This is a genomic window from Fodinibius sp. SL11 (assembly GCF_052060035.1).
Lineage (GTDB): Bacteria > Bacteroidota > Rhodothermia > Balneolales > Balneolaceae > Fodinibius.
In genome coordinates this window covers 230,574-254,095 of record NZ_JBPOEA010000002.1, presented here as the reverse complement: position 1 = coordinate 254,095, position 23,522 = coordinate 230,574, and the positions used below count along the sequence as shown (strand labels likewise).

At 42.6% G+C, this 23,522-nt stretch carries 18 protein-coding genes; 11 read left to right on the top strand and 7 right to left on the bottom strand.

Features of this window, described 5'->3' with window-relative positions; genetic code table 11:
- Nucleotides 1-4 precede the first annotated feature (4 nt).
- From ACQ76V_RS04235 to ACQ76V_RS04215, 5 genes are all read left to right on the top strand, one after another.
- The gene (locus ACQ76V_RS04235) at nt 5-607 is read left to right on the top strand and encodes a hypothetical protein (protein WP_440999233.1); all 603 of its coding nucleotides are present in this window, start codon (nt 5-7) and stop codon (nt 605-607) included.
- Nucleotides 600-1,136, top strand: a complete 537-nt coding sequence (locus ACQ76V_RS04230; protein WP_440999232.1) for a hypothetical protein — start codon at nt 600-602, stop codon at nt 1,134-1,136. Before ACQ76V_RS04235 ends, ACQ76V_RS04230 begins: the two co-directional genes overlap by 8 nt.
- A 760-nt stretch (nt 1,137-1,896) precedes the next feature.
- A complete protein-coding gene (locus ACQ76V_RS04225) occupies nt 1,897-2,451 on the top strand; it encodes a DUF4402 domain-containing protein (RefSeq protein ID WP_440999231.1) in 555 nt (184 codons plus the stop codon).
- A gap of 111 nt (nt 2,452-2,562) precedes the next feature.
- Nucleotides 2,563-3,411 (top strand): hypothetical protein, encoded by an 849-nt coding sequence (locus tag ACQ76V_RS04220; protein ID WP_440999230.1) that lies wholly within the window; start codon nt 2,563-2,565, stop codon nt 3,409-3,411.
- Nucleotides 3,408-7,127 (top strand): SPOR domain-containing protein, encoded by a 3,720-nt coding sequence (locus ACQ76V_RS04215; protein WP_440999229.1) that lies wholly within the window; start codon nt 3,408-3,410, stop codon nt 7,125-7,127. The genes ACQ76V_RS04220 and ACQ76V_RS04215 overlap by 4 nt, the downstream gene beginning before the upstream one ends.
- Before the next feature lie 81 nt (nt 7,128-7,208).
- Here the strand turns inward: ACQ76V_RS04215 and ACQ76V_RS04210 are convergent, their stop codons facing one another.
- From ACQ76V_RS04210 to alaS, 5 genes are all read right to left on the bottom strand, one after another.
- The gene (locus tag ACQ76V_RS04210; protein ID WP_440999228.1) at nt 7,209-7,613 is read right to left on the bottom strand and encodes a hypothetical protein; all 405 of its coding nucleotides are present in this window, start codon (nt 7,611-7,613) and stop codon (nt 7,209-7,211) included.
- A 326-nt stretch (nt 7,614-7,939) separates the two neighbouring features.
- On the bottom strand, nt 7,940-9,193 hold the full coding sequence (locus tag ACQ76V_RS04205; protein ID WP_440999227.1) for a pyruvate dehydrogenase complex dihydrolipoamide acetyltransferase: 1,254 nt from the start codon (nt 9,191-9,193) through the stop codon (nt 7,940-7,942).
- Between the two features lie 142 nt (nt 9,194-9,335).
- Nucleotides 9,336-10,319, bottom strand: a complete 984-nt coding sequence (locus tag ACQ76V_RS04200) for a pyruvate dehydrogenase complex E1 component subunit beta (protein ID WP_440999226.1) — start codon at nt 10,317-10,319, stop codon at nt 9,336-9,338.
- A 53-nt stretch (nt 10,320-10,372) separates the two neighbouring features.
- Nucleotides 10,373-11,479: a pyruvate dehydrogenase (acetyl-transferring) E1 component subunit alpha gene (gene pdhA / locus ACQ76V_RS04195; protein ID WP_440999225.1), complete on the bottom strand. Its 1,107-nt coding sequence runs from the start codon at nt 11,477-11,479 to the stop codon at nt 10,373-10,375.
- A gap of 104 nt (nt 11,480-11,583) precedes the next feature.
- Nucleotides 11,584-14,253, bottom strand: coding sequence for an alanine--tRNA ligase (gene alaS / locus ACQ76V_RS04190; RefSeq protein WP_440999224.1), 2,670 nt, complete (start codon nt 14,251-14,253; stop codon nt 11,584-11,586).
- A 167-nt stretch (nt 14,254-14,420) separates the two neighbouring features.
- Here alaS and ACQ76V_RS04185 point away from each other — a divergent pair, with 167 nt between their 5' ends.
- Nucleotides 14,421-14,996, top strand: coding sequence for a DUF502 domain-containing protein (locus tag ACQ76V_RS04185; protein ID WP_440999223.1), 576 nt, complete (start codon nt 14,421-14,423; stop codon nt 14,994-14,996).
- 34 nt (nt 14,997-15,030) lie between these two features.
- On the opposite strand, the gene ACQ76V_RS04180 is transcribed toward ACQ76V_RS04185, so the two are convergent.
- Nucleotides 15,031-15,957, bottom strand: coding sequence for an FAD-binding oxidoreductase (locus ACQ76V_RS04180; RefSeq protein WP_440999222.1), 927 nt, complete (start codon nt 15,955-15,957; stop codon nt 15,031-15,033).
- Between the two features lie 254 nt (nt 15,958-16,211).
- Entirely contained in the window at nt 16,212-16,574 is a 363-nt protein-coding gene (locus ACQ76V_RS04175; protein WP_440999221.1) for a response regulator, read from the bottom strand.
- A gap of 223 nt (nt 16,575-16,797) precedes the next feature.
- Here ACQ76V_RS04175 and ACQ76V_RS04170 point away from each other — a divergent pair, with 223 nt between their 5' ends.
- The 5 genes from ACQ76V_RS04170 (at nt 16,798) to ACQ76V_RS04150 (ending at nt 23,482) form a co-directional block, all read left to right on the top strand.
- Nucleotides 16,798-17,571: a hypothetical protein gene (locus tag ACQ76V_RS04170; protein ID WP_440999220.1), complete on the top strand. Its 774-nt coding sequence runs from the start codon at nt 16,798-16,800 to the stop codon at nt 17,569-17,571.
- Nucleotides 17,572-17,642: 71 nt separating this feature from the next.
- On the top strand, nt 17,643-18,329 hold the full coding sequence (locus tag ACQ76V_RS04165) for an RNA polymerase sigma factor (protein ID WP_440999219.1): 687 nt from the start codon (nt 17,643-17,645) through the stop codon (nt 18,327-18,329).
- Between the two features lie 72 nt (nt 18,330-18,401).
- The gene (locus ACQ76V_RS04160; protein ID WP_440999218.1) at nt 18,402-19,859 is read left to right on the top strand and encodes a DUF5666 domain-containing protein; all 1,458 of its coding nucleotides are present in this window, start codon (nt 18,402-18,404) and stop codon (nt 19,857-19,859) included.
- Between the two features lie 11 nt (nt 19,860-19,870).
- Nucleotides 19,871-20,833, top strand: coding sequence for a FecR family protein (locus ACQ76V_RS04155; protein ID WP_440999217.1), 963 nt, complete (start codon nt 19,871-19,873; stop codon nt 20,831-20,833).
- Between the two features lie 3 nt (nt 20,834-20,836).
- A complete protein-coding gene (locus ACQ76V_RS04150) occupies nt 20,837-23,482 on the top strand; it encodes a TonB-dependent receptor (RefSeq protein WP_440999216.1) in 2,646 nt (881 codons plus the stop codon).
- Nucleotides 23,483-23,522: the final 40 nt, after the last annotated feature.

Sequence of the window (23,522 nt, the reverse complement as noted above, 5' to 3'; positions counted from 1 at the left end):
GGAGATGAAAAAAATACTATGCTATATATCGCTCCTATTTCTTATTCCATCGGCTGGGTATGGACAAATTAATTTTAGTGCCTATGCCGACTACGGTTTGGAAGTTATCAACACCCCGCAGGATCTTGATTTCAATGATGTGGGTCCCCTAATCGCTGATGGAAGTACTTATTCTCTGGATGTCCATGAGGGCAATTATACCATCATTGAGATTGTAGGCGTAAAATACCTGGATATTTACATTGACGTATCTGGTCCGCAAAATTTGACAAACACTAATAACGAAGCCATTGATTTCACCCTTAAGGCGGCTTATAGTAATCAGCTGGGAGACGTTAAAACACCGGCTAGTGTCCCGCTAAAATATATCAATGTCACTAATAATGGATTTAACATCCGGGTACCCGTTTTAGAACGACAAAGCCAACCGCCTAATCCTCCGCCTACCCCACCCACCAATGCAACTGATCTAGATCCCAAAAGTGACTATTCCAACCCTATATATGAAACCTTTTATCTTTATTTATATGGGGATATAACAGTGCCAAATAATACGTCTGCAGGATCTTATACCGGTAATTATACGATTACAATCAGCTATGACTAAGCATGACCAAGATTTACCCGCAATTTTAAAAACCCTCTTTTGTGGGATAGTCTTTTTCTTTGTTGGGACAATCAATACCCAAGCTCAATTCATCGATCTTCGACTCGATATTGACTCGGAAATTACTGCTCAAACGGAACAACCGCTCGATTTTGGCACCTTGATGACCAACACCGGTAGACGCATGATTGAATTGGGAAGTATCAACATGGGGATATTCAGTATTACCGCTCTTGAAAACCAAATGCTTTTGGTAACACTCGATAAACCCACCGAGCTTCGCCATAACAATCCTGCTGTTGATGATGTTATTCCGCTGGAACTCTTTTCTCGATACGGCTATTCGACTCAAAATTATGAAAACTCCAATCCGCTACCTGATGCGACCAGTAATATTAAAGTGGAACCCAACCCCAAACCCGGCCCGTGGAATTCCATCTATATTTTTATATACGGTTCGGTAGATATTGGGGATGTCCAGGATGGCACCTACGCCAACGAAATCGTGTTAAATGTGGAGTACATTTAGGATTTTTGGCTATTGCTGGATAAAGGGAGGCCTTTGTAACATTCATAAGCTATTTCACAGAGATTGCTACTATAAAAGCAGTGTCATTACGAAGGAGGCCTGCCGACCGACGTAATGTCCCCGAGAAGGCTCGCATAGTATCAAAGGGAGAACCACTTAGCCACCTGTTACTCGTATCATGGAGATTACCACACTTCGCTCATTCCATTCGCTTGTTCGTAATGACAGCCGTTGGTTTTTAAAAAACAGTGTCACTGCGAAAAGTAGCCATAAAAGAACGTCATTCCGACCAACGTGGAGGAATCTCCTTATACGAGGATCGCGTAGCATCTAAAGGTTCATCTCCCATGCATTCGAAAGTCATTTCATGGAGATTGCTTCACTACGTTCGCAAGGACAGTCTTTGTTAAATGAAGGTTACTTCTACGCCGGCTGGCAGACCGTAATGACACCATTATTGGAGTGTAATATTAACGATTTGTAATTTGCGAAGCGACAACTATTTATTAGTTTCACGGGCGGAACTTCAACCCTTTTAAAAGCGCTACCAAACTTGAATTCCTTATTTATATCATCTATAGCAACTATTTGCAATGGCTTCACAAACCAAAAGGAATACAATACATTAAAGGGCATTAATGCAGATTAAAAGGTTCTTAATTAATAGAACTTAATTTTAAGGCTCACAGAATCCCCTTAAGTTTCAACTGAAGAAAGAAATTAAACGGTTATTACTCGAAACAATTAAACAACGAATATCATGAAACGGTCAATCTCTTTACTCTCGGCTTTAGCTTTCGTTTTAATGTTCAGCGGAAGCGTTTTTGGACAAGCAGTTACTACTACTGCTGATGTAATTTCAGAAGTAACTTATTCAACTGATAGTGCCCTTGATTTTGGTACTTTTACAACTAGTTTTAGTGGCGCTACTCTAGATCCTAAAAATACAAGTGGTGACTCAAACTTAAATGGTTCTGCAGGCACCGACTATACCGCTGGGCGATATAATATCACTGGTTCAGGCAGTCAACAAGTGAAAGTTACGTTAGACAATTCAAGTGTTGATTTAACTCATTCTTCATCAACTGATATACTATCACTAACTGCTACACTGTCCTCAGCTACAGACGACATTAATACGGACCGAGGCGGATCTTCCTTTACAAGTGGATCTAATGTAACACTCACTAATGGTTCTGCGACTATTTGGATAGGTGGAACACTATCTGCAACAGATAATGATGGTGGCGGATTAGCAAGCGGAACTTATGACAATACTACTGATCTTACTTTATCAGTAGAATACACTTTCTAGGCATTGAATAAAAAAATGCCAAGCTCCAAGCGTAATTGCTTGGAGCTTTTTTTATACAATGCAACTTTCTATATATTGTAGCTGACTTATCGGGATCAAATATTATCTATCATGACATTATTGACATCTACCGACCTTAAAAAAGCTGCAATATTTTTTGTTTTTTGTTTTAGCTTGATCTTTGCTACCCAATCAATTGCGCAGGTCAGCATTGCCCCCACTTCCCTGTTTTTTGACAATCAGAACCGGTTTGGATCACTGACCATCAGTAATGGCGGGCAACAGGCACAGGAAATTTCTATCAGCACGGAATTTGGATATCCCACTACAAAAGATGGGAGCTTAACAATTGTGAATGATTCGACGCTGGCCGAGACCAAGTCTATTGCCGACTGGGTGAAAGTATTTCCACAAAATTTTACACTGCAACCCAATCAGCGACAGACGGTGCGCTTTGTTGCACGCCCACCCAATAGCTTAGAACCTGGCGGGTACTGGTCACGTGTCAAAATTCGGTCAAACCCTGTATCCCCTCCAATTGAATCAGTAGAAGAGGGACAAGTGGGAGCACAAATTAATCTGGTGGTCAACCAGGTTATTGCCGCGCACTTTCGTACCCAAAATGCTGAAACAGGGGTAAAAGTTTCTTCTGTCGATTTTAATCAGGAAAATAACACCGGTCAAATTGCGGTAAGCATGGAACAAACCGGCAATGCGCCCTTTGTAGGTTCTATCAGTTTGGAGGTATCAAATAGCAACGGCGAAACCGTTTGGGACACCAATACGACTAACTCGGTATATACAACCATTACGCGAACCTTCAACATAGATCTTTCAGAGTTAGATCCCGGCCAGTATACCATTTCCGGTGAAATCACATCACAGCGGCGTGACATTAATCAAGACAAGCTCTTGCAAATACAGCCCGTATCATTTGAAAAGCAGATAACGATTGAGTGAACAACCAATGGCTATCGATTAAAACACTTGCCTTTTCGGCAACAGTTTGGCTGCTGTGTGCCCTTGCATCGGTAGCTCAGGCTCAACAAAACGAAAACGGCACCGAGGTGTATCTTACCTTTCAATACCGTGGTGTCGTCAGTAACTACGTAACCGCCTACTATAAAGACAATCAGTTTTACCTGCCGGTTCGTGAACTGTTTTCACTTCTTGAAATTAATCACACGGTCGATCAAGGGACGCTCTCCATTTCGGGCGTCTATCTCGGTGAAACCGATTATCAGCTGGACTTCCGTAATCAGATAGCAAAAGCCGGTGGTGCAGAATTAGAACTGCAGGCTGAGGATTTCCTAATTAAAGAAATCGATTACTTTCTCAAACCGGAAGTTTTTAAAAAATTATTCGGCCTTACCTTTACCACTAACTTTAATAATCTTACGCTCGACCTGGAAACTACCGACAAGATGCCGGTGGTAGCCGCCTATGAACGTAAGCAAGAGCGTAAGCGATTGGATCGGGACGAGCCCCTTTTTGACCGCAGCTACTATCCTCTACAATACGATCGCAATTATCAAACGCTCAACGGGGCATTTCTTGACTATAACTTATCAGCGGTCTATTCCAATAATTCCCAACTCTTTACTTTTAGTAATAGCCTTGGTGCAGAAGTTATGGCCGGTGACGTTCAGGGAAATATTTTTGGGGCTTTTTCTGATCAGCAGAGTCAACTAACTACACAGGGATTGCGCTGGCGTTATGTACAGCGGGATAATAATTATTTTAGCAGTGTTATTGCCGGACAAACGAATTCCGAAGGCATAAGCAGTCGAGCCATTACGGGCATCAAAATATCTAACAAACCCATAGAACCGCGTCGTCTTTTTGACCGTTACCCCATTGAGGGCAATGTACCTCCACAATCCGAGGTGGAACTTTATCTCAACAACCGCTTGGTCGATTTCCAGAAAGCGGACGAATCCGGCAACTACCGATTTTTAGTTCCCCTAACTTACGGAAGTACGAATTACTCTGTACAAATTTATACTCCTGCCGGCCAGTCAATGCAGCGCAGTTCTCGTATTCAAGTCCCTTTCGATTATTTACCACCGGGAGAAGTGGACTACAGCCTTAGCGGCGGCCAGCTTGAAAATCCTGTTCTGGGGTCCAGTGAGCGCGGATATTTGGGAGAGGCCAGTTTATCGGCAGGTATCACCAACTGGCTCACCGCTTCAGGATCTACCGAGTATTTGACTAATTACCATAGCTCATTACCTTCTTTTACCGGCACCCTGAATGCCCGACTTTTCACCAAGTATTTGGTTAGTGCCAGTGCTAATTCCGAAAATTTCTACAGGTTATCATCCAGCGTCGTATATAATAGTGGCGCCAGCTGGAATTTGTCGTATGATTATAATCCAGGGGAAAGTCGTCTTTATAACACCGGAGGCAGCGACCACCTTGGACGCGTATCTCTGTTTACCCCCTTCCAACTTGGAGAGGTACCGCTTAACATGCGATGGTCTTCTACCTACCAAACCAGAGGATCTGCGACCCTTATTCGGTATCGTGCAGACCTAAGTTCCAGGTTGGGGCGTCTCAATATCCGTCTGGGATACCAGGATCAACAATCGGGGAATATTCAGTGGCAAACAACGTCCTCGTCTCGCATTACGAATTCCTACACTTACTCGATGGGTCGTTTTAATGACGTGCCCGCACTCTTGCGAGGAATGTTTATTCGCGGACAGCTTTCTTACCTGCCCGGCCTTCAAGAGCTGGAAGAGATGGAGTTTCAGCTTTCCCGTGATCTTTTTCAAACGGGTCGGCTGCAACTAACCTATGGACGTAATTTTCTGGGTGGATTTAATTCGCTTAGTCTCAACGTAACCATTGATTTCAATAAAGTGCGCAGCAACACCTCCGCTCGAACTACCGGATCTGATGTTACCCTTAACCAAAGCCTGCGTGGTTCCATAGGATATGACTCTTATGGAGACCAACTCTTACTTAATAACCGACAACAGGTGGGACAAGCCGGTGCAGCGGTGCGCTTGTTTGTGGATAATAATAATGATGGCAGCTATCAGGATAGTACCGATGATGTGATTACTGATCCTGCTGTTCGCATGAATCGGGCCGGCGGCCAAACAAAGGTAAACAAAGGCATTAATTACATTTCTCAACTTTTGCCCTACTACCGTTACGATCTTGAAATAAACAAGGGGGCCTTAAGTAACCCACTACTGGTCCCGGATGTCGAAAACTTTTCAATGATCACTGATCCCAATCAGTACAAAACCATTGAAATCCCTTTTTATTTGTCGGGCGTTATTTCGGGCCGTGTTGATCGAAAACGGGGGAAAGAACTGGAGGGACTCAGTGGCGTACGGCTTTACCTTAAGTCAAATTTTGATGATAGCTCTAAACGGGAGCCCTTCAGCAAAGAAATGCGTACCTTTTCCGACGGTTCCTTCTATACGTATGAGGTTCCGCCCGGAAAATACCAGCTGTTTATTGATCCTAACCAGTTAGACTTCCTTCAATCGGAGGCTGAACCCGACACCATGGGCATTGAGGTAGAAGCCCTTGCTGAGGGAGATTTTGTGGAAGGATTACATTTTGTGGTAACCCCTGCCAAAGATACCTCAGAAACGCAGCAGCCACCGAACATCACTGAGGATACGACTAAATTGGAGCAAAGAAAGGAAGAGATTGCTGAACAAAATCAATTTTATAAAATTCAGCTTGCCAGTTTTAAAACTGAGAAAAAAGCCAAACGTATTGCGCTTGAAGCGGCCAAACAACTGGGCGGATCTTTTTCAGTAGTCTATAATACGAATACCGAACTTTATGGAATTAGAAGTGTGCCCCTTCAAAGCCGAAGACAAGCTATAGAGACCATATTATCCTATCATAATAGCCAATACAAACAGGCGGCTTTGGTTGTTGTTAGTAATGGCAATAAAAAGTCACCCAACGTTCAGGGAAAATTTATTCAAATTGGAGCCTTTAGCACAAAGGAACATGCAGAGCAGTTTGCCCAGAACTCTTCAAAAAAACTCCACCAAGAAATTGCTGTCACTTATAATCAGAAACTGAACCTATATAAGGTTTATATAAATCAAAAATTCAACTCTGAGCAACAACGTAAAAATGTACTTTCATCAATCCGGTCACAGTATGCTTTTGACACGGCCTTTATAAATGAAGAGCAGCGTATCCAAATTGGAGCCTTTAGCAGCAGAGAATCTGCCCAACTGTTTGCCGACCAAGCCCAAATAACCCTTCAAAAAGATATATCCGTAAGCTTTGATGAAGTAAAACAACTACACCAAGTCTATGTAGATGAAAAAGCCAATACTCAAAATAAACTCCGGAGCCAATTAAGTACCATCCGCAACACTCGATCTCCATTTAATGATGCGTTTGTAACCGTATTTAATGATACGCTTCCTTCAACAGATCAAACCGAGCACAGAGCTCTGGAATTTACGTATCAAGTTGAGATAGAAGGCGTTACGGAAGATTCAGAACAAGCTTTTATATCTTCAATTACTGATGGCAATGCGGATACCAACCTAAAAAAGCCTGACAAGGACAGGATTCGTTTTGAAAATGTAACCTCCTGGACCGAAGCCCAACAGTTACAACAAAAGCTATCTAAAATATCCACTATTGGCCGCCCTATTGTTATTCTTATTGAGAAATCAGAATAACCTCTGCTCATCACCGTCATTGGGTTTACAACCAATAATGCTCCCTTCTTTTGGATACAATTATAACTGTATATGAAACAGTTATAAGTATACAATAGAAGTGGTAAGCTCTCCTTGATACATATTACTCAAGAACTGTCCTTCAGACGTTCCTTCAAACCGAATGCTGTTACTTTCTTCATCTTCTTTTTTGTGTGTGTTGATGCTCATCGTTACTTGATTGCCACTCTTGTCAGTCAAGAAAATTTTATCAGCATTCTTAACAAAAACACCCTCTTTATCAATGCCTTTAAAATTAATGGTTCCCAGATCTGACTTTTCATTGTTTGATAAATGAACAATTTCTGGCTTTTCGATATCAAAACTGGAACCACTGACAACAGTAACACTTATACGCATTGTTGCTTGTGCAGAACCTTGACCAACTGATGAATAAGAAAAGAGCCCAATTAAAAGAATTGTCGATATGTATATTTTCTTGATCACTGTGTTCTTTGTTCTTGACTGAGTCTGTGATCAAAATATTAATATTTCTTAATATTAAAAAATTCTAATGTTTATTAGTGTATTCTAATTTTATAAGATTGTGCCTGGGACATGCTGGGCCGTATTTTACAAATATTAGAATTCTAATAAGGCAGTTTTTTTACAAATAAAGGGGCAATTCAGGCAACTTTTAGCCCTTCAATCAGGGAAACTGAAAAACTAATCCCAAGAAGTTATTTTAGGAAGGAAAAAATGATCAACAAAAAAAGCCCCGAACCTCACGATTCAGGGCTTTTCCGTATTTAGTTAAAAATCTGAGTCTGCCTTTATAGCACCATCCCCAGTGGATTCTCAAGTAACCTCTTGAGGGTATTGAGGAACTTCGCTGCTACCACACCATCAACAATACGGTGATCGCTCGAAAGCGTAACCTTCATCCTCTTGCCGGGCACCACTTCCCCATCTTCGACCACGGGGACTTCGCGTATTGCCCCTACGGCAAGAATAGATGCATTCGGAGGATTAATAATTGCGGTAAACTCCTCAATACCAAACATCCCGAGGTTACTGACCGTAAAGGTACTGCCTTCCATCTGTTCGGGCTGCAGGTCGCGGTTCTGCGCTTTTTCAATGAGCTCTTTGCCCTCAACCGCAATCTGCTGCAACCCTTTCTGATCAGTATTCTCAATAACCGGGGTAAGCAATCCTTCATCAATACCTACAGCAACAGCAACATTTACATCACCATGCTCCACGATCTTGTCTCCATGCCATGAGCTGTTCACTTGCGGATGCTGACGCAACGCTGTAGCACAGGCCTTAACAACAATATCGTTAAAGCTGATCTTGCTTTCACTAATCTCGTTAAGTTGTTTCCGCGCATCCCAAACTGCACTCATGTCGATTTCAATAGTCTCGTAGAAATGCGGACTGCTAAACTTACTTTCAGAAAGTCTGCGAGCAATAGTCTTGCGCATTTGCGATACGCGATGCTCTTTATCTTCATGTGATACCGGAGCTGCAGGGGCTGCGACCGGAACTTGTGAAGGTTCATAACTTTCAATATCTCGCTTGATAATCCTTCCGTGCGGGCCACTGCCCTCTACATTAGCAAGCTTGATACCTTGCTCTTCGGCCATCTTACGAGCCAGGGGAGAAGCTTTAATGCGACGGTCATCCGCTTGGCCATTCCCTTTTTCCTCAAGGTCACCGAATACAGGGTCAAAACTCTCATCTTCATCCTGCTCGGTTTTTTGATCATCAGCTTTATCCTTCTCAGAAGATTTATGATCAGCACCGCCGGACGATTTAGCCTGTTCCAACATATCACTAATATCTTCCCCTTCTTCGCCAATAACGGCAATCAATCCACCGAGCGGCACTGCATCCCCCTCATCAACAAGAATTTTAAGAATGGTTCCGGCATCAAAAACCTCAACCTCCATCGTAGCCTTATCGGTTTCCACCTCGGCAATAACATCACCGGATTCTACCGTATCTCCTTCTTCCACATTCCACGCAGCGATAACGCCTTCTTCCATCGTATCGCTTAGCTTGGGCATTTCAACCTTAACTGCCATAGTAGTTAATTTTAAATCGGTTACGAATTGTGATTTTATTCAATAAAATAAATTTTGAAATTCAGTGTCTTCCTGAATTTAGTTCAGGATATTACTTTCATCTATTATAGACTCTGAAACAAGTTCAGAATGACACCGGGCGTTACTTGCGATAAGTAACGGTATTAATTGCATCGATCACCTGGTCGGGACTGGGCAACCATTCATCAAACAGATTCTTCGCAAAGGGCGCATTTGTGTCCGGCAACGTCACACGCTGTACCGGTGCATCCAGGTAGTCAAACGCCTCGCGCTGAATCAAGTATCCAACTTCGGCCGCAAGCCCGCCAAACGGATGTGCTTCATCAACAATTACACATCTATTCGTTTTGCGGATAGACTTTACAATCGTTTCAATATCCAGCGGCTTCACTGTACGAGGATCAACAATCTCTACGTCCACATCTTCCTTGGCCAACTTTTCGGCCGCCTGGGTGGCCACATGATACATCTTGCCATGTGCGATCACCGTAACGTCACTTCCTTCACGCTTAACTTTGGCCTTTCCGATCGGAATCGTAAAATCATCCTCTTCAGGGACTTCCCCTTTAAGGCCATACATCTGCTCGGATTCCATAAAAAGCACCGGATTATCATCACGGATAGCCGATTTCAAAAGTCCCTTCGCGTCGGCCGGTTCAGAGGTATAAATCACTTTAAGACCGGGAAAGTGCGCATACATCGAATCATACGAAACCGAGTGCGTAGCACTTAATTGCCCCGCCGATGCGTTAGGCCCGCGAAAAACAATGGGAATTTCAACCTGTCCGCCCGTCATATACCGCGCTTTGGAAGCGTGATTGATGATCTGATCAGCAGCCAGTACAGCAAAGTTAAAGGTCATAAACTCAACAATAGGTCGTAAGCCATTCATGGCGGCTCCCACCCCAATGCCGGCAAAGCCAAGCTCCGAAATAGGAGTGTCGATCATTCGTTTTGATCCATATTTATCAAGCAGACCTTCGGTTACCTTATAGGCTCCGTCATATTCGGCGACTTCTTCACCCATCACAAAAATATCTTCATCCTGGGACATCTCTTCATCAATTGCTTCCCGGATTGCTTCTCTGAATTGTAACTCAGCCATTTTTATGTACTTATTTCAAAAATTGTCAATTCGCAGTTAATCTGTTCTATGCCTTACCTATGGAAAGGATAGTCATCTTCGGCAAACATGTGATCGTAAAGCGCGTCCTTTTCGGGGAAATCACTTTCCTCTGCAAAGTCGATCGCTTCCATCACCGTATCTTCTACACCATCTTCAATTTCTTCTGCCTTGTCTTCATCAATAATATCTTCATCCAACAAGTAGTTTTTAATGCGCGCTACCGGATCGAGCTTTTCGTATTCCTCAAGCTCTTCTTTCGTCCGATACTTCATCGGGTCCGACATCGAGTGACCGCGATAACGGTAAGTGCGAATCTCTACAAACCACGGTTCTGAATTCTTACGCACATCCTCGGAAATTTCCTTCATTTTCTCATAAACGGTAAATACGTCCATGCCGTTGATGACCATCTTCTTCATGTCAAAACCATCCGCGCGATCTACAATTTCACCCGTTGAGTGGCGGTGAACAGCGGTACCCATTGCGTAGCCGTTATTTTCCACAGCATAAATGCAAGGAAGTCCCCAGTTCTTGCTCATATTCAACGTTTCGTGTAACGCACCTTGTGGCACAGCGCCATCCCCTAAAAAGCAAGCAGTAACACGTCCATTCTGCTTGTACTTGTTGGCAAAAGCGATTCCACCGCCTAATGGGATATGACCGCCTACAATTCCGTATCCGCCCCAAAAATGCTCTTTCACATTGGCAAAGTGCATCGATCCGCCTTTGCCCTTAGAGCAGCCGGTCACTTTTCCATAGAGCTCAGCCATCCCTTCTTTGGGAGATACTCCTCGAACCAAGCCCCAGCCGTGATCACGATAAGCTGTAATAATATCGTCATCATCGTTCAAGGCGTAGGTCGTTCCGGTAGAAATAGCCTCCTGCCCCATATAAAGATGCAGAAATCCACCAAATTTTCCTTTTTGATACATCTGCATCGCGCGCTCTTCAAACCGGCGCTGCAAATACATCTGTTCAAACATATCCACGACATCCTCATCCGTAAGCCCAAGGTCGTCATGATTTTTATCTGTGGGATCAGGCAGCTCCGTACTTCGGACAATTTCTCCATTGGTACGGATACCGGTTCCCGCTGGGGTAAACGTAACTTCTTCTGCGTTTTTTTCTTTTTTAGCCATAATATCTTTTACAGCAGATTAGCTGTTACACGTTTCTATTGAAATTTCACCTGAATCAGGGTCAGAAAATATACCTAAAATTATGGAAGATTACAGGTAATCTGTTAATCTAAATATTTGCTGATAATTGACGGTAGCTGATCAAATAATTCTTTCAGCTTTTCGGGTTTTCGTCCACCGGCTGTAGCCAGATTTGGTTGCCCTCCGCCTCCTCCGCCGAGCATTTGTCCCAGCTCACCAACCAACGCACCGGCCTTTAATTCCTTTTCTTTGATGAGATCTTCAGTTACGGCTGCCATCACATATACTTTGCCTTCTTCAGAATCTTTTGCCCCAAGCACCGTCACGGTATTTTCTGATTGTTTATCAAGGGATTCATACCCCAACTGTTTGAGCAGATCCATATCCGCATGAGGTATTTCGCCAGATACCAGCGTAACACCGCTTCCGATTTTTTGGGCATTTTGGATAAGTCCATCCAACTTAGAAGCACTTTGCTGCTTACGAAGATCTTCCAGCTCCTTTTCAAGCTCTTTACGTTCTTCAATAAGCTGATGGATATCGCGCACCAAATCCTGACTTTGTCCAATTTCGGACCTGATTTTTTGCACCAGTTCATTCTCTTGGCGCAGATACTCATCCACACTTTTACCTACTTTCGCTTCTATTCGACGGATTCCCGCTGCAGCCGATGATTCACCCGTAAAACGAAAATAGCCAATTTCTCCGGTGGCATCTACATGAGTACCACCGCAAAGCTCCATCGAATAATCGGGATCAAACGAAATGACCCGAACTTTATCTCCGTATTTTTCTCCAAAGAGCATAGTTGCACCACGTTCTTTTGCATCATCAATAGGCACATCCCGATCTTCTTGTTTAGGGATATTCTGCTGAATGCGATCATTCACAATTTCTTCAATCTGATCAAGTTCTTTGCCGGTAATTTGCTCATAATGCGAAAAGTCGAACCGCAGGTGATTTTCATCTACCAGCGACCCTTTTTGTGCAATATGATCGCCCAATACTTGCTTCAAGGCCGCGTGCACCAGGTGCGTAGCGGAATGGTGTTTTCGGACTTCCCGGCGCCGTTCTCCGTTGACCATAGCCTCCCATTCTCCTTCCGGATCTTCGGGCAATTTATCAACAATATGAATGTAACCGTCCGGCGATTGCTGCACATCCAGTACCCGCAGATGCTCATCCCCATTACTGATAATTCCGGTATCAGCTACCTGTCCACCACTTTCAGCATAAAAGGGGGTTTTTTTCAAAATAAGCGCATTCTGGTCACCGCCTTTACGCATCGACTTAATAGTACTCCACGTTGACAGTAAATCATATCCTACAAACTCAAAATCCTCAGTATCGTTAACGGTAATCCATTCTTTCTGGGAGGACTGATCTATGTTGAATTTGCCGGCTGCCCGCGCACGCTCTTTCTGCTCCTTCATTCGCTTGGTAAAGCCTTCTTCATCAACCTCTACTCCACGCTCACGAGCCATAAGCTGCGTCAAATCAATGGGAAATCCATAGGTATCGTGCAGCTTGAATGCATCCTCACCGGACAGCTCATCTTTACCTTCAACCATCTCATTGAACAGCTCAATGCCCTGCCCCAGTGTATTCAAAAAGCTCTTTTCTTCGGATTGAATCACATTCTGCACGTAATCCTGCTGGTTAATCAATACCGGGAACACCTCCTTAAACTGCTCGGCCAGTACCGGTACCAACTTATAGAAAAACGGCTTCTTTAAATCTAACTTATCCCAACCATAGCGAATAGCGCGCCGTAAAATCCTGCGAATCACATAGCCACGTCCGTCATTGCCGGGCGATGCTCCATCTGCAATGGAAAAGCTTACCGCGCGAATATGATCGGCAATAACACGCATAGCGATATCGATTTCTTCATCGTCCCCATAGGTTACATCAGCCAACTCACCAATTTTTTTGAGCAGCGGAGCAAAAAGGTCGGTATCATAATTCGATTTTTTATCCTGCAGAACCGCACAAATGCGCTCAAATCCCATTCCCGTATCAACGTGTTGAGCCGGAAGCTTTTCGAGCGAACCGTCGGGCTGACGATTAAACTGAATAAAAACGAGATTCCAAATCTCCATTACCCTCGGATCATCCATATTTACGAGCTCCGCACCGTCTTTCTCTTTGCGCTCCTCGTCAGGCCGAATATCCACATGTACCTCGGAGCATGGGCCGCAGGGCCCCGTTTCTCCCATCTCCCAGAAGTTGTCGGTTTTATCAAACTTTAAAATATGATCCGGATTGATATTGGTCTCTTCTTCCCAAAGTTCTATAGATTCCTTATCAACCGGCAGGCCATCATCCTCATCGCCTTCAAAAACCGTAGCGTACAGCCGGTCAGGCTCCAGTCCCCATTCGTCAACCAGCAGCTCCCATCCCCAGCGGATTGCTTCACGCTTAAAATAGTCGCCAAACGACCAGTTGCCGAGCATCTCAAAAAGGGTATGGTGGTAAGTATCGTGTCCGACTTCCTCAAGATCATTATGCTTGCCACTTACGCGAATGCAACGTTGACTGTCTACCGCACGTTGCCAGGTTTCTCCATCTTTTTGATAGCCGGATTGCTCTCCCAAAAAAATCGGTTTGAACTGATTCATTCCCGCATTTGTAAACAACAACGTAGGATCGTTTTGTGGAACGACCGGCGCACTCGGTACGATCAAGTGATCTTTTTCTTTAAAAAAATCCAGAAACTCCTGGCGTATTTGGGCAGAACTCTTGTGGGACATCAGTTTTATTTACCTAAATTGTAGATTATTCAGACCGTTGAAAATAGCAAAAAATAGTGTTGAACTCATCTTAAAAACCGGTTGAAATTACAGTTCTTTTGCACACTATTAATTATGATTATAGATTTTGTTCATGCATTCTTCTAATCAACCAAATATTTACCGTTATGCGTCCCATTATCAATAATTTTCTGCGTGGGTTATTACTTGTATTTCCAATTGGAGCGACCATTTATGTTATTTATGCGGCCATCAGATGGTCGAACAATTTTTTTAACGATCTGCTTTTTGAATGGCTTAATATCGATATTCCCGGCTTGGGCATCGTCACCGTTTTCTTCGGGATTTCGGCCATTGGTTATGTCTTTTCCAGAGCCATTACTCGTCCTATCGTGACCTACTTTGAAGGGTTCATGAAAAAGGTTCCGCTAATCAAAATTATTTACACCTCTCTAAAGGAACTTACCGAAGCGTTTGTTGGGGATAAAAAACGCTTTAATAAACCGGTAATTATTGATTTTGGCGGCATTGAAGCCAAGCGAATTGGTTTTGTAACGCAGAAAAACCTCAGTGCCTTGGATATTGAGGATATGGTTGCCGTCTATTGTCCCCACTCTTATAACTTTTCAGGCAACTTATTTCTGGTACCTGCCCAAAACGTAACTCCCATTGATTACAATTCTTCTGACGTGATGAAGTATATTGTATCAGGTGGAGCTACCAATATAGCTGATACCAACTGAGCAGGTTATAACTGATAAACAAAATTATGGCCTATTAATAAACTTCAACAAAAGTACGAGCAGAAGATTTAACGTATCTCTTAAGATCTCTTTCGTCCCATTCATCCGGTGTTTTGCCAGAGGCCGGCTCCCGGACATCCAGATACTGCGTTAATCCTTTTTTAGCAAGCGAACGGTATATGCCGCTTTCCATTCCTTTTAGTCCACAAATATACATGAGCGTATTTTCTTGCTCCATGATGGGATCCAGCAGCTCGGCATCATCCCAAAGTGTAGTTTGAACATATTTTTTAGACCCGTCAGCGCGGCGATCTTCCCGTGATACCCGCGGCAGGTAATGAAAATTTTCATGCTTCTCATCAAGCGACTCAAAATAATCGGCATACAGCAAATCGGTGCGATAAGCGCAACCGAATACTAACACAAGTTCATTTTCAAAACCGTTATCAAACAGTTCTTGAATCATTCCCCGGTAGGGCGCAATACCGGTGCCCGTTGCAAAAAACACATAGTTGAAATCAGTAGCATTTTCAGGCAGCAAAAAACGGCGGCCGCTGGGTCCCGTCATCTTAACTTTGTCGCCAGGCTCAAGATCTGCCAAATAATTAGAGCACACGCCCAAGTACAGCTCGTTATTATCAAACTCTTCAATCGTCCGCTTAACAGTCGTAGATATCAGGTGCGACTTACCGCCTTCTCCTTTGGTTGGAGAAGCCACCGAATAAAGTCGCAACTTATAATCACGTCCCTTCTCATTTTTACCGGGTGGTAATATCCCAATTGATTGTCCTACGCGAACATGACCTTCCAACTCGGTGCCCGAAATATCAAAGGTAACATGACGGACAAAATTAGGGCTACTTTCCTTGGTACAAATCCTATTTTCTACTATTGGCACTTCAACAGGATCTTTGGGCGTATAGATATTTAATTCTACTTCAGGGAGCTTTATCTCCGGCATATCACTACTTGTAATGCGTTATTTAGATCTGATTTAAACGGCTATGAACTTGTGAATGTTCTGCCAAAATTACAAGCATATTTTTGTTTTCAGTCAACCCCTCAACAAAGAAAAGCCCACCGAATAAAAGCGGACTTTGAGGATGCTACAAGTTAATATCTTAAACCGGCCTTCTTATCCTGTAAATAAAAAGAGTTATAAGAAATCAGCTGTGCTTTTGGATCATGAAATGACTAAGAAGGTATACTTAAAAGTTATGACGCAACATTAAACGATTTGCTTAAATCAGATTGAGTGATAGGCTTTGAAAGAAAATCGATATAGTCAGTCATTTCTATTTTTTCAAGGTGTGCCAAATCAGAATTACCGGATATGTAGATCACCGGAATTTTCATCTTTTCTTGAATTTTACACATAGCATCTATTCCGTCAATCTCTCCTTTTAAACGAATATCCATTAAAATAAGATCGGGGCTATGTTCTAATGCTTTATTTATAGCATCTTCCCCAGAGGATACTTTGTCAATAACCTGATGACCCATATTGGTAACCATTCGTTCAATTAGCATCGCAATAATCATCTCATCCTCAACGATTAACACTTTTTTAGTTTCCATAGAAGCCGTGTGTAGATCAATAATTCTTATAACTTTTGTTTTCGTTAACAAGAGTATCATTCAACTCCGTTGTTACAAATCGGAACTTTAAATATTGATATAAGTTTCATTAATGTTTCTTAATAATTTTCTCAAAAAGAATTAGGGGTACCCCCATAGGGTATGTGTATAACCAACAGAAGTTGAATGCATTAAAAAAATCCCACAAAAAAGAGATATCATTATGAATTTACGTAACAGACTTTCACTACTTGTTTTAGCACCAACATTATTATTTGCAGTAAGCTGCAGCGTTTCTGATTCCAGTTCAGGCGGCGAAAAACAGGTGGCCGTAAAAATGAAGTTAAACACGAACTCATCAACTGCTGCAAAGCAACTCTCATCATCCCCTACTACACAATCAGTAGATTCGCTAACACAAATTAAACTGTTGGTTGATGAGCTCGAGCTGGAAAGCGCCATGGATGAAGATTCCCTCGATTTTGAGGTGAATGACTTTGTTGTGGACCTACCGCTCGACGGCAGTGAAATCGAACTTTCTACAGCGAATGTACCGGCCGGTGTCTATGATGAGTTCGAAATGGAAATTGAACACGACGATGACACTAATGTAAATGATCCGGATTTTATTAATGAATCCGGCGATGACGATGGCTATTCTATCGTAATTAAGGGCGTTTATAATGGTGAAGACTTCATGTATCGCTCCGATGAAGATTTTGAAATCGAATTGGAATTCAATCCTCCATTAGAAATTAATGACAGCTCTTCTCCCTCTATTGCAATTAATATAGATCCAACCGGCTGGTTTAAAGATTCGTCAGGGAATGATCTGGACCCCACAGATTCTGCTAATTGGGAGCAAATTGAAGAGAATATCGAAAAATCATTTGATGTAGAAGAAGATCATGATGATGACGACAATGGTGATGATGAAGATGACGATGACGACAACGATGATAGCAACAATGACGACAGTAATAATGACGATGATTAGTCAACAACGTCAAAGATAGTACATCTCTAATTAACTGAGGGGCAAGCCTTCTACAGGTTTGCCCTTTTTTTATGATCTTATTACTAACAACAAACTTTTTGCCAAAAGAAAGCTTAAGAGTTCGTACTTTTGAAGGAATTCTTCGTTTTAACTTTTTGCTCATGATTGATCCCGCAAGTATACAACTTGTTCTATTTGCATTGGCCACTGCTTCAACCAAAGTGGAAGATGAAAATAAAATTGCCTCACAAATAAAAGCGGGCGATCATGATGCATTCAAAGATTTTTATGACCTTCACTACGACTCCCTATTTCGTTTTTTAGTAAGCAAAAACACTTCCCGGGAAGCTGCCAAAGATCTCATTCAAAAAGCGTTCATCTATATCTGGGAACACCGCAAAAATATAGATCCACAAAAATCCTTGCGGGCATATATTTTTCAAATTGCTTATACGCGAATGCTGAATCACCATCGGGATAACAAGAAGTTTGATATCGAAGAAACTGTTCCGGAACAACATACTTCTCACACTCCCGAAGATTCTGCGAGAGCCAGTGATTTAAAAAGCGCAATCAATCAAGCCATTGAAGAAATGCCTAAAAAGCGTAGTGCAGTATTTCAACTCTGTTTTATTGAGGATTTTACCTACAAAGAAGCGGCCGAGACATTAGAAGTAAGCCCTAAAACAATTGAAAACCATATGGGATTAGCACTCAAAGATATGCGCAAATATCTTCAAAATTTCGTTAACTATTAGGGGTACCCCCCATCCCGATGTGTACTATAACTGAAAGCCTGATATACTATTAACTCTACACATTATTCCAAGATGAAAATCTACCATACATTTTTAATTACTGTAGCGACCTTAGCTATTCTTGTTGCTGCGGCGGGCTGCACACTCGATGATGTGAGTAGTTCTAATAGTGAGACCATCACCCAGGAAGACTTACAGGCGGCGGGAGAAATTTTAGGGGAATCGCTTTCCAGTGACAACAGCGGTATTTTATTAAGTTTAACGGATGCATTAACAAACTTTTCGAGCACCAACTTCAACTCATCTCTAAATAAAACCGGAACACCCACTACACAGAATGATCGCAGTGGTCGCGGCGGAGAAACAAACTACAACTATTCCTACGATCAACAGACGGGCATTCATACCATTTCCTTCCGCCGAGAGGTTAATCGCCCTCTTTTTAACAAAACGGTCATTGATTCACTTAATTATATTTTCAAAGATGGCAATGGTACGTTGATCGAATCTCCTAACAATGAGACAGAACGTATTGAATCTATAAACTTTAACGGCAATCGTGAAGGAGAAATCCTAACCCCGCGCAAAAACTCCTATTTTGTTCGCAGTGATACTTTTCTTATTGATGGCGTTTCTGATGCAACGCCCGTGCTCTCAATCGATGGCGTTCATAATAGCAACGGGCACATGCAAATCGACAGACCGGCCGAAAACCAGGTTCTTGAACGAAATTATGAGCTGGAAATAAATTTTTTAAGTATTGAGATAGAAAAACCCACCACCGGCCCGATCGATTTTAGCCGAGGCGTAACAGGTACGCTAAGCTGGGAGATGACTATCCAAAAAAACGCCAATGGCAACTCCTCGTCAAAAACGCTTCGCGGTACTGTTGAGATGAGTGGCGACGGAACCGCACTGCTGCGATTCCAAAACCTGTTTAAACGGTTTCAGGTTAATCTTACCAACGGAGATGTCAAAGATCAGGACGAAGAATTTGAAGGGCGCGTCCAGTCTGTCAACATAAGTGAACAGTCTGTAACACTTGTGAACGGTCGAACAATTTATCTTACCGAAAATACTGAAATTGATGACGATGACTTTACTTCTTTAGATGCCGTTCAAGAAGCGGTTAACCGTAACACTTTTGTCTGGGCCGAAGGGGAAGGATATGTCAATGATAATCGTTTCTATGCCGAAGAAATTGAATTTGAACGAGAAGATGATGAAGATGATACTGAAGGAGAAATTGAATTCAAAGAATGGGTTTCTTCCGTTGACCTTGCAAATCAAACATTTACGCTTGCTCAAAATGTAGTCGTGCAAGTAACTGAAAACACAAATATTGAAGATGGAGGCGACTACATCACCCTACAAGAAGTAGCCGAGGCGTTGCAAAATGGCGTGCTTGTTGAAGCTGACGGAAGTGCTTTGGAAGAAACTGAAAACCCCGATATTGATCTCAGCGCAATAACCGTTGAGTTTGAGGGTGAAGAACAAGAAAGTGATGATGGCAACAGTGAGGAGGATTAAACTATAATCTAATGACCGACCAACTACCACATAACGACCCGAATCTGCAATTAGCACGCCAAATGGGTAATCAACGGGCAGATAACAGCCCACTGTCAGACATTGACGATCCGCTCATCGATCAGCTACTGACTTATAAAAAACAAAAGATCAGTGATATCACCATCGACACTGATGACAAAAAGCAAGTTTGGGATCGCATTGCTTCTGCAACACAATCCAAGTCGCAGAGCGCAAAGGTAACACCTCTGTTTAGTGCCAAAGCTATTCGATGGGCCTCTGCAGCTATACTCCTTATTGGTGCTATATTCAGTTTTGTCTACCTGAATTACCTCAACCAACCACAAATAATTGCCCAGTCGCAGTCAGCTATACAAACGGTAACACTTAGTGATGGAAGCTCAGTAACTTTACGTCCCCACTCTACGCTACTTGAAATTGAAAAATCCGCAACTTCACACCAATATCGGCTCAAAGGTGAAGCCATATTTGATGTTACCTCTGAGCCGGACCGTACCTTTCAGGTTGAAACAGCATTAGGTAAAGTCACAGTTTTAGGTACGCGCTTTTCGGTGAGCTCATGGGGTGAACAAATGCAGGTTTTTTTGGATGAGGGATCGATAGAAATAATCCCCGCCCAAACACAAAAGCCTATTGTATTATCACCGGGACAATCCGTCTCTATCAACAGTAACAAACAAGTAACGGTATTCAAGGAAGCTAATCCCAATGAATATTTCGACTGGATCGATGGTGAATTGATTTTTGAAAATAAAGCGGCAAAAGATATCACTGCTGAACTTGAGCAACAGTTCAATATCACCATTACGTTGCCTAAATCTATTGCCGACGACTCTCTTTCCGGCCAGCTATCGCTGAATAATCTTGAATTGGCTCTGCAGGATCTTGAACTTGTACTAAATGGAACATTCTCAAAAACCGGCGATCAAAGCTATATTTTTGAAGCAAATTAACGCATGACCGCACATAAGCTTTTATTCAAGAGTTTTGTTATTTCGGGGTTATTAATCATCGGGATCACCCAGCTGGCCCGGGCCCAATATCAGTATGACGATAAACCCCTGCTTCAGATTATCAGTAATATAGAACAGCAAACGGCTTTCCGATTTCTCTATCGTGATGCTCTTGTTTCCGATATCGAGCTCAGCTTTAACGCATCAGAAGCAAACCTATTCTCAGCATTTCGTACGGCCTTGGCTGATCATCAACTATCACTTGATGTTGACAGCACACGATCGCAAGCTATCATCTATCAAGAAAAAACAGCCGCTGCAAATAGTCATACCATTACCATACGCGGGCAGGTGGTTGATGCAGAAACCGGCGAACGACTCCCTTTTGCAACTATTCGCTGGCAACACCAGAGCAAAACAAAAGGAACCAGTGCTAATGAAAGCGGGGCCTTTTCTTTTCGTAGATCATTTAACCAACAAACCATTGAAATTACCGGTTCTTATGTAGGCTATAATGCCAAGACTATCCGCGTAAATTTAGCCCCAAATAATGACGTCAGTGAACTTACATTCCGCCTACAACCCCAACGTATTGACGGAAATGAACTCATTATCACAGGCACCAATTCCTATAATGATATCAACCGCCAAGTTACCGGACTTGTTGATATGGGGTCCTTTAGCCCGATGGGGGAAACCAATACCCTGAGAGCTTTGCAAAACCTTCCCTCTGTTTCCCTGGCACCGGCCTTGAGTGACGGCCTGAACATCCGCGGCAGTACCACTGATGGATTTCAGGTATTGGTTGATAACATCACCATTTATAATCAAAGCCATCTTTTTGGTCTTGTTGATAGCTTTAATGCTGATATCTTAAAACGAAGTGGTTTTTTTTATGATATAGCCCCTGCCCAGTTCCAGGCTCCTCCCGGTGGAACGCTCTCCCTATTAACTAAAACAGGATCATTGGATCGGTTCTCAGGATCAGCAGGTCTCAGTAATACTTCGGCTCGTATTTCGCTTGAGGGACCCATACAACAAGGGGAAAGCAGCTGGCTTATTTCAGGTCGCACCTCGTATATGAATACGATTAACTGGTTCAACAACACCGATCTTGTTGAATGGGGGCTCAATGTTGATCGCAATGGCACTGTATTGGATGAGGATCTTATCGATTTTGAATCCCGACTGGCTAGGCCCGATCAAACGGATGCTTCATTCTTTGACCTACACGCTAAAACCTACTTCGAAACACAAAGTGGAAATCGGTTTATTATTAGCGGCTATTGGGGTGGAGATGATACACGGCAACAAGCCAATCGACTTTATCGGTCTTTTTCAACGAATAACCCCGAAAACCTGGAAGAACGTCCTGTAACGACAACCAACGATTGGCAAAATGCAACGGCAAGTGTCAAATATCAGCGTTGGCTTGGCAATCAACTCTATTCAAATACCACCGTTGGTGCCAGCATTTATGAAACCTCATTTTCAAAAGATGATTTCACTTATATCGACATTACCCAAGCCCAAAGAGCCCTGCAAGCCTTTGTTTTTCCATTTGAAAATCAAAGTATCCTCAACGAAATAAAAACTGAACAGCAGCTGCAACTCTCGAACGAGCGTTGGTTTGCAACCGGAGGCGTTTCGTATCATTATTACCTGGGAGAATATTTTGAAGATTCTTTTGAACGGCCCGGCTATTTTTCTACCCAGTCATCCCATCAGGTTGACACCTACCTTCAACTTGATTACAGCGGATTTGAGAGGGTAGATATTAACGGAGGGATGCGATTGCATTACTTCAGCAACGGCCATTTTCTAAAATGGTCTCCTCGGGTAAAAATCACTCTTTTCCCTGATTCTGACTTCTCTTTGTCCGGCGGATACAGCAAAAACCATCAATTCTTAAACAAAATTTCACTCAGTAATACCGTTACCTCCGATATTTGGATTTTAGCCAATACCAATCAACCCCCAACATCGGTAGACTACTTTTCATCCGGGATTAAATACTCTCCATCCGATCGACTCTATTTTCAGGCAGAGGCATATCACAAAGAATTTAATAACATTCGCCTACACGAGATCAACACCTTCTCATTAAGTAATACCTTTAATAGCAGTCCCTGGTATACACAAAATAATGGGATCGGAAAAGGGTTGGAGTTTCTACTGCGAAATCAATTCCGGTACTTTACAATTAACCAGACGTTGACCATTTCTGAGATCACCTTATCCAATCCGGAGATTAATAACGGTGTTCCCTTTTATGCAGACTGGGATCGGACCTACCGATATGCAGCATCTGCAGAAATAAATCCTACGACAAATTTATCATTATATCTCTCTTGGATGTATGCCAGCGGAACGCCCAACAAATTGGCTACCTTTGGGCCACAAAACGATCAGCGGCTTGGAAATTATTATCGCACCGATATTTCTGCCGAATATAGTCAATCATTGGGCGGTACCAATCTCACCATTTCGCTAAGCGTTTATAATCTTCTAAACAGGAACAACCCCTGGTACCGCGATCTCACTTTTGTAATAGATCAAAGTTCTCCACAAAACCAATTCCGCAGCGTTCCGGTGGATGTATATGATATCGGTATTCAGCCATCGTTTAATATTAGCCTCAATTTTTAGCCGGTTTAGACTTTCCTATTTGTCTGAAACTAAATTTTGG

Excerpts from the sequence above, each read along its gene's own strand:
- ACQ76V_RS04230 (WP_440999232.1), top strand. The coding sequence starts at position 600 with ATGACTAAGCATGACCAAGATTTACCCGCAATTTTAAAAACCCTCTTT.
- alaS (WP_440999224.1), bottom strand. The coding sequence starts at position 14,253 with ATGTCCCACAAGAGTTCTGCCCAAATACGCCAGGAGTTTCTGGATTTT.
- ACQ76V_RS04175 (WP_440999221.1), bottom strand. The coding sequence starts at position 16,574 with ATGGAAACTAAAAAAGTGTTAATCGTTGAGGATGAGATGATTATTGCG.
- ACQ76V_RS04205 (WP_440999227.1), bottom strand. The coding sequence starts at position 9,193 with ATGGCAGTTAAGGTTGAAATGCCCAAGCTAAGCGATACGATGGAAGAA.
- ACQ76V_RS04150 (WP_440999216.1), top strand. The coding sequence starts at position 20,837 with ATGACCGCACATAAGCTTTTATTCAAGAGTTTTGTTATTTCGGGGTTA.
- ACQ76V_RS04235 (WP_440999233.1), top strand. The coding sequence starts at position 5 with ATGAAAAAAATACTATGCTATATATCGCTCCTATTTCTTATTCCATCG.
- ACQ76V_RS04180 (WP_440999222.1), bottom strand. The coding sequence starts at position 15,957 with ATGCCGGAGATAAAGCTCCCTGAAGTAGAATTAAATATCTATACGCCC.
- ACQ76V_RS04160 (WP_440999218.1), top strand. The coding sequence starts at position 18,402 with ATGAAAATCTACCATACATTTTTAATTACTGTAGCGACCTTAGCTATT.
- pdhA (WP_440999225.1), bottom strand. The coding sequence starts at position 11,479 with ATGGCTAAAAAAGAAAAAAACGCAGAAGAAGTTACGTTTACCCCAGCG.
- ACQ76V_RS04200 (WP_440999226.1), bottom strand. The coding sequence starts at position 10,319 with ATGGCTGAGTTACAATTCAGAGAAGCAATCCGGGAAGCAATTGATGAA.
- ACQ76V_RS04225 (WP_440999231.1), top strand. The coding sequence starts at position 1,897 with ATGAAACGGTCAATCTCTTTACTCTCGGCTTTAGCTTTCGTTTTAATG.
- ACQ76V_RS04155 (WP_440999217.1), top strand. The coding sequence starts at position 19,871 with ATGACCGACCAACTACCACATAACGACCCGAATCTGCAATTAGCACGC.
- ACQ76V_RS04165 (WP_440999219.1), top strand. The coding sequence starts at position 17,643 with ATGATCTTATTACTAACAACAAACTTTTTGCCAAAAGAAAGCTTAAGA.
- ACQ76V_RS04170 (WP_440999220.1), top strand. The coding sequence starts at position 16,798 with ATGAATTTACGTAACAGACTTTCACTACTTGTTTTAGCACCAACATTA.
- ACQ76V_RS04220 (WP_440999230.1), top strand. The coding sequence starts at position 2,563 with ATGACATTATTGACATCTACCGACCTTAAAAAAGCTGCAATATTTTTT.
- ACQ76V_RS04185 (WP_440999223.1), top strand. The coding sequence starts at position 14,421 with ATGCGTCCCATTATCAATAATTTTCTGCGTGGGTTATTACTTGTATTT.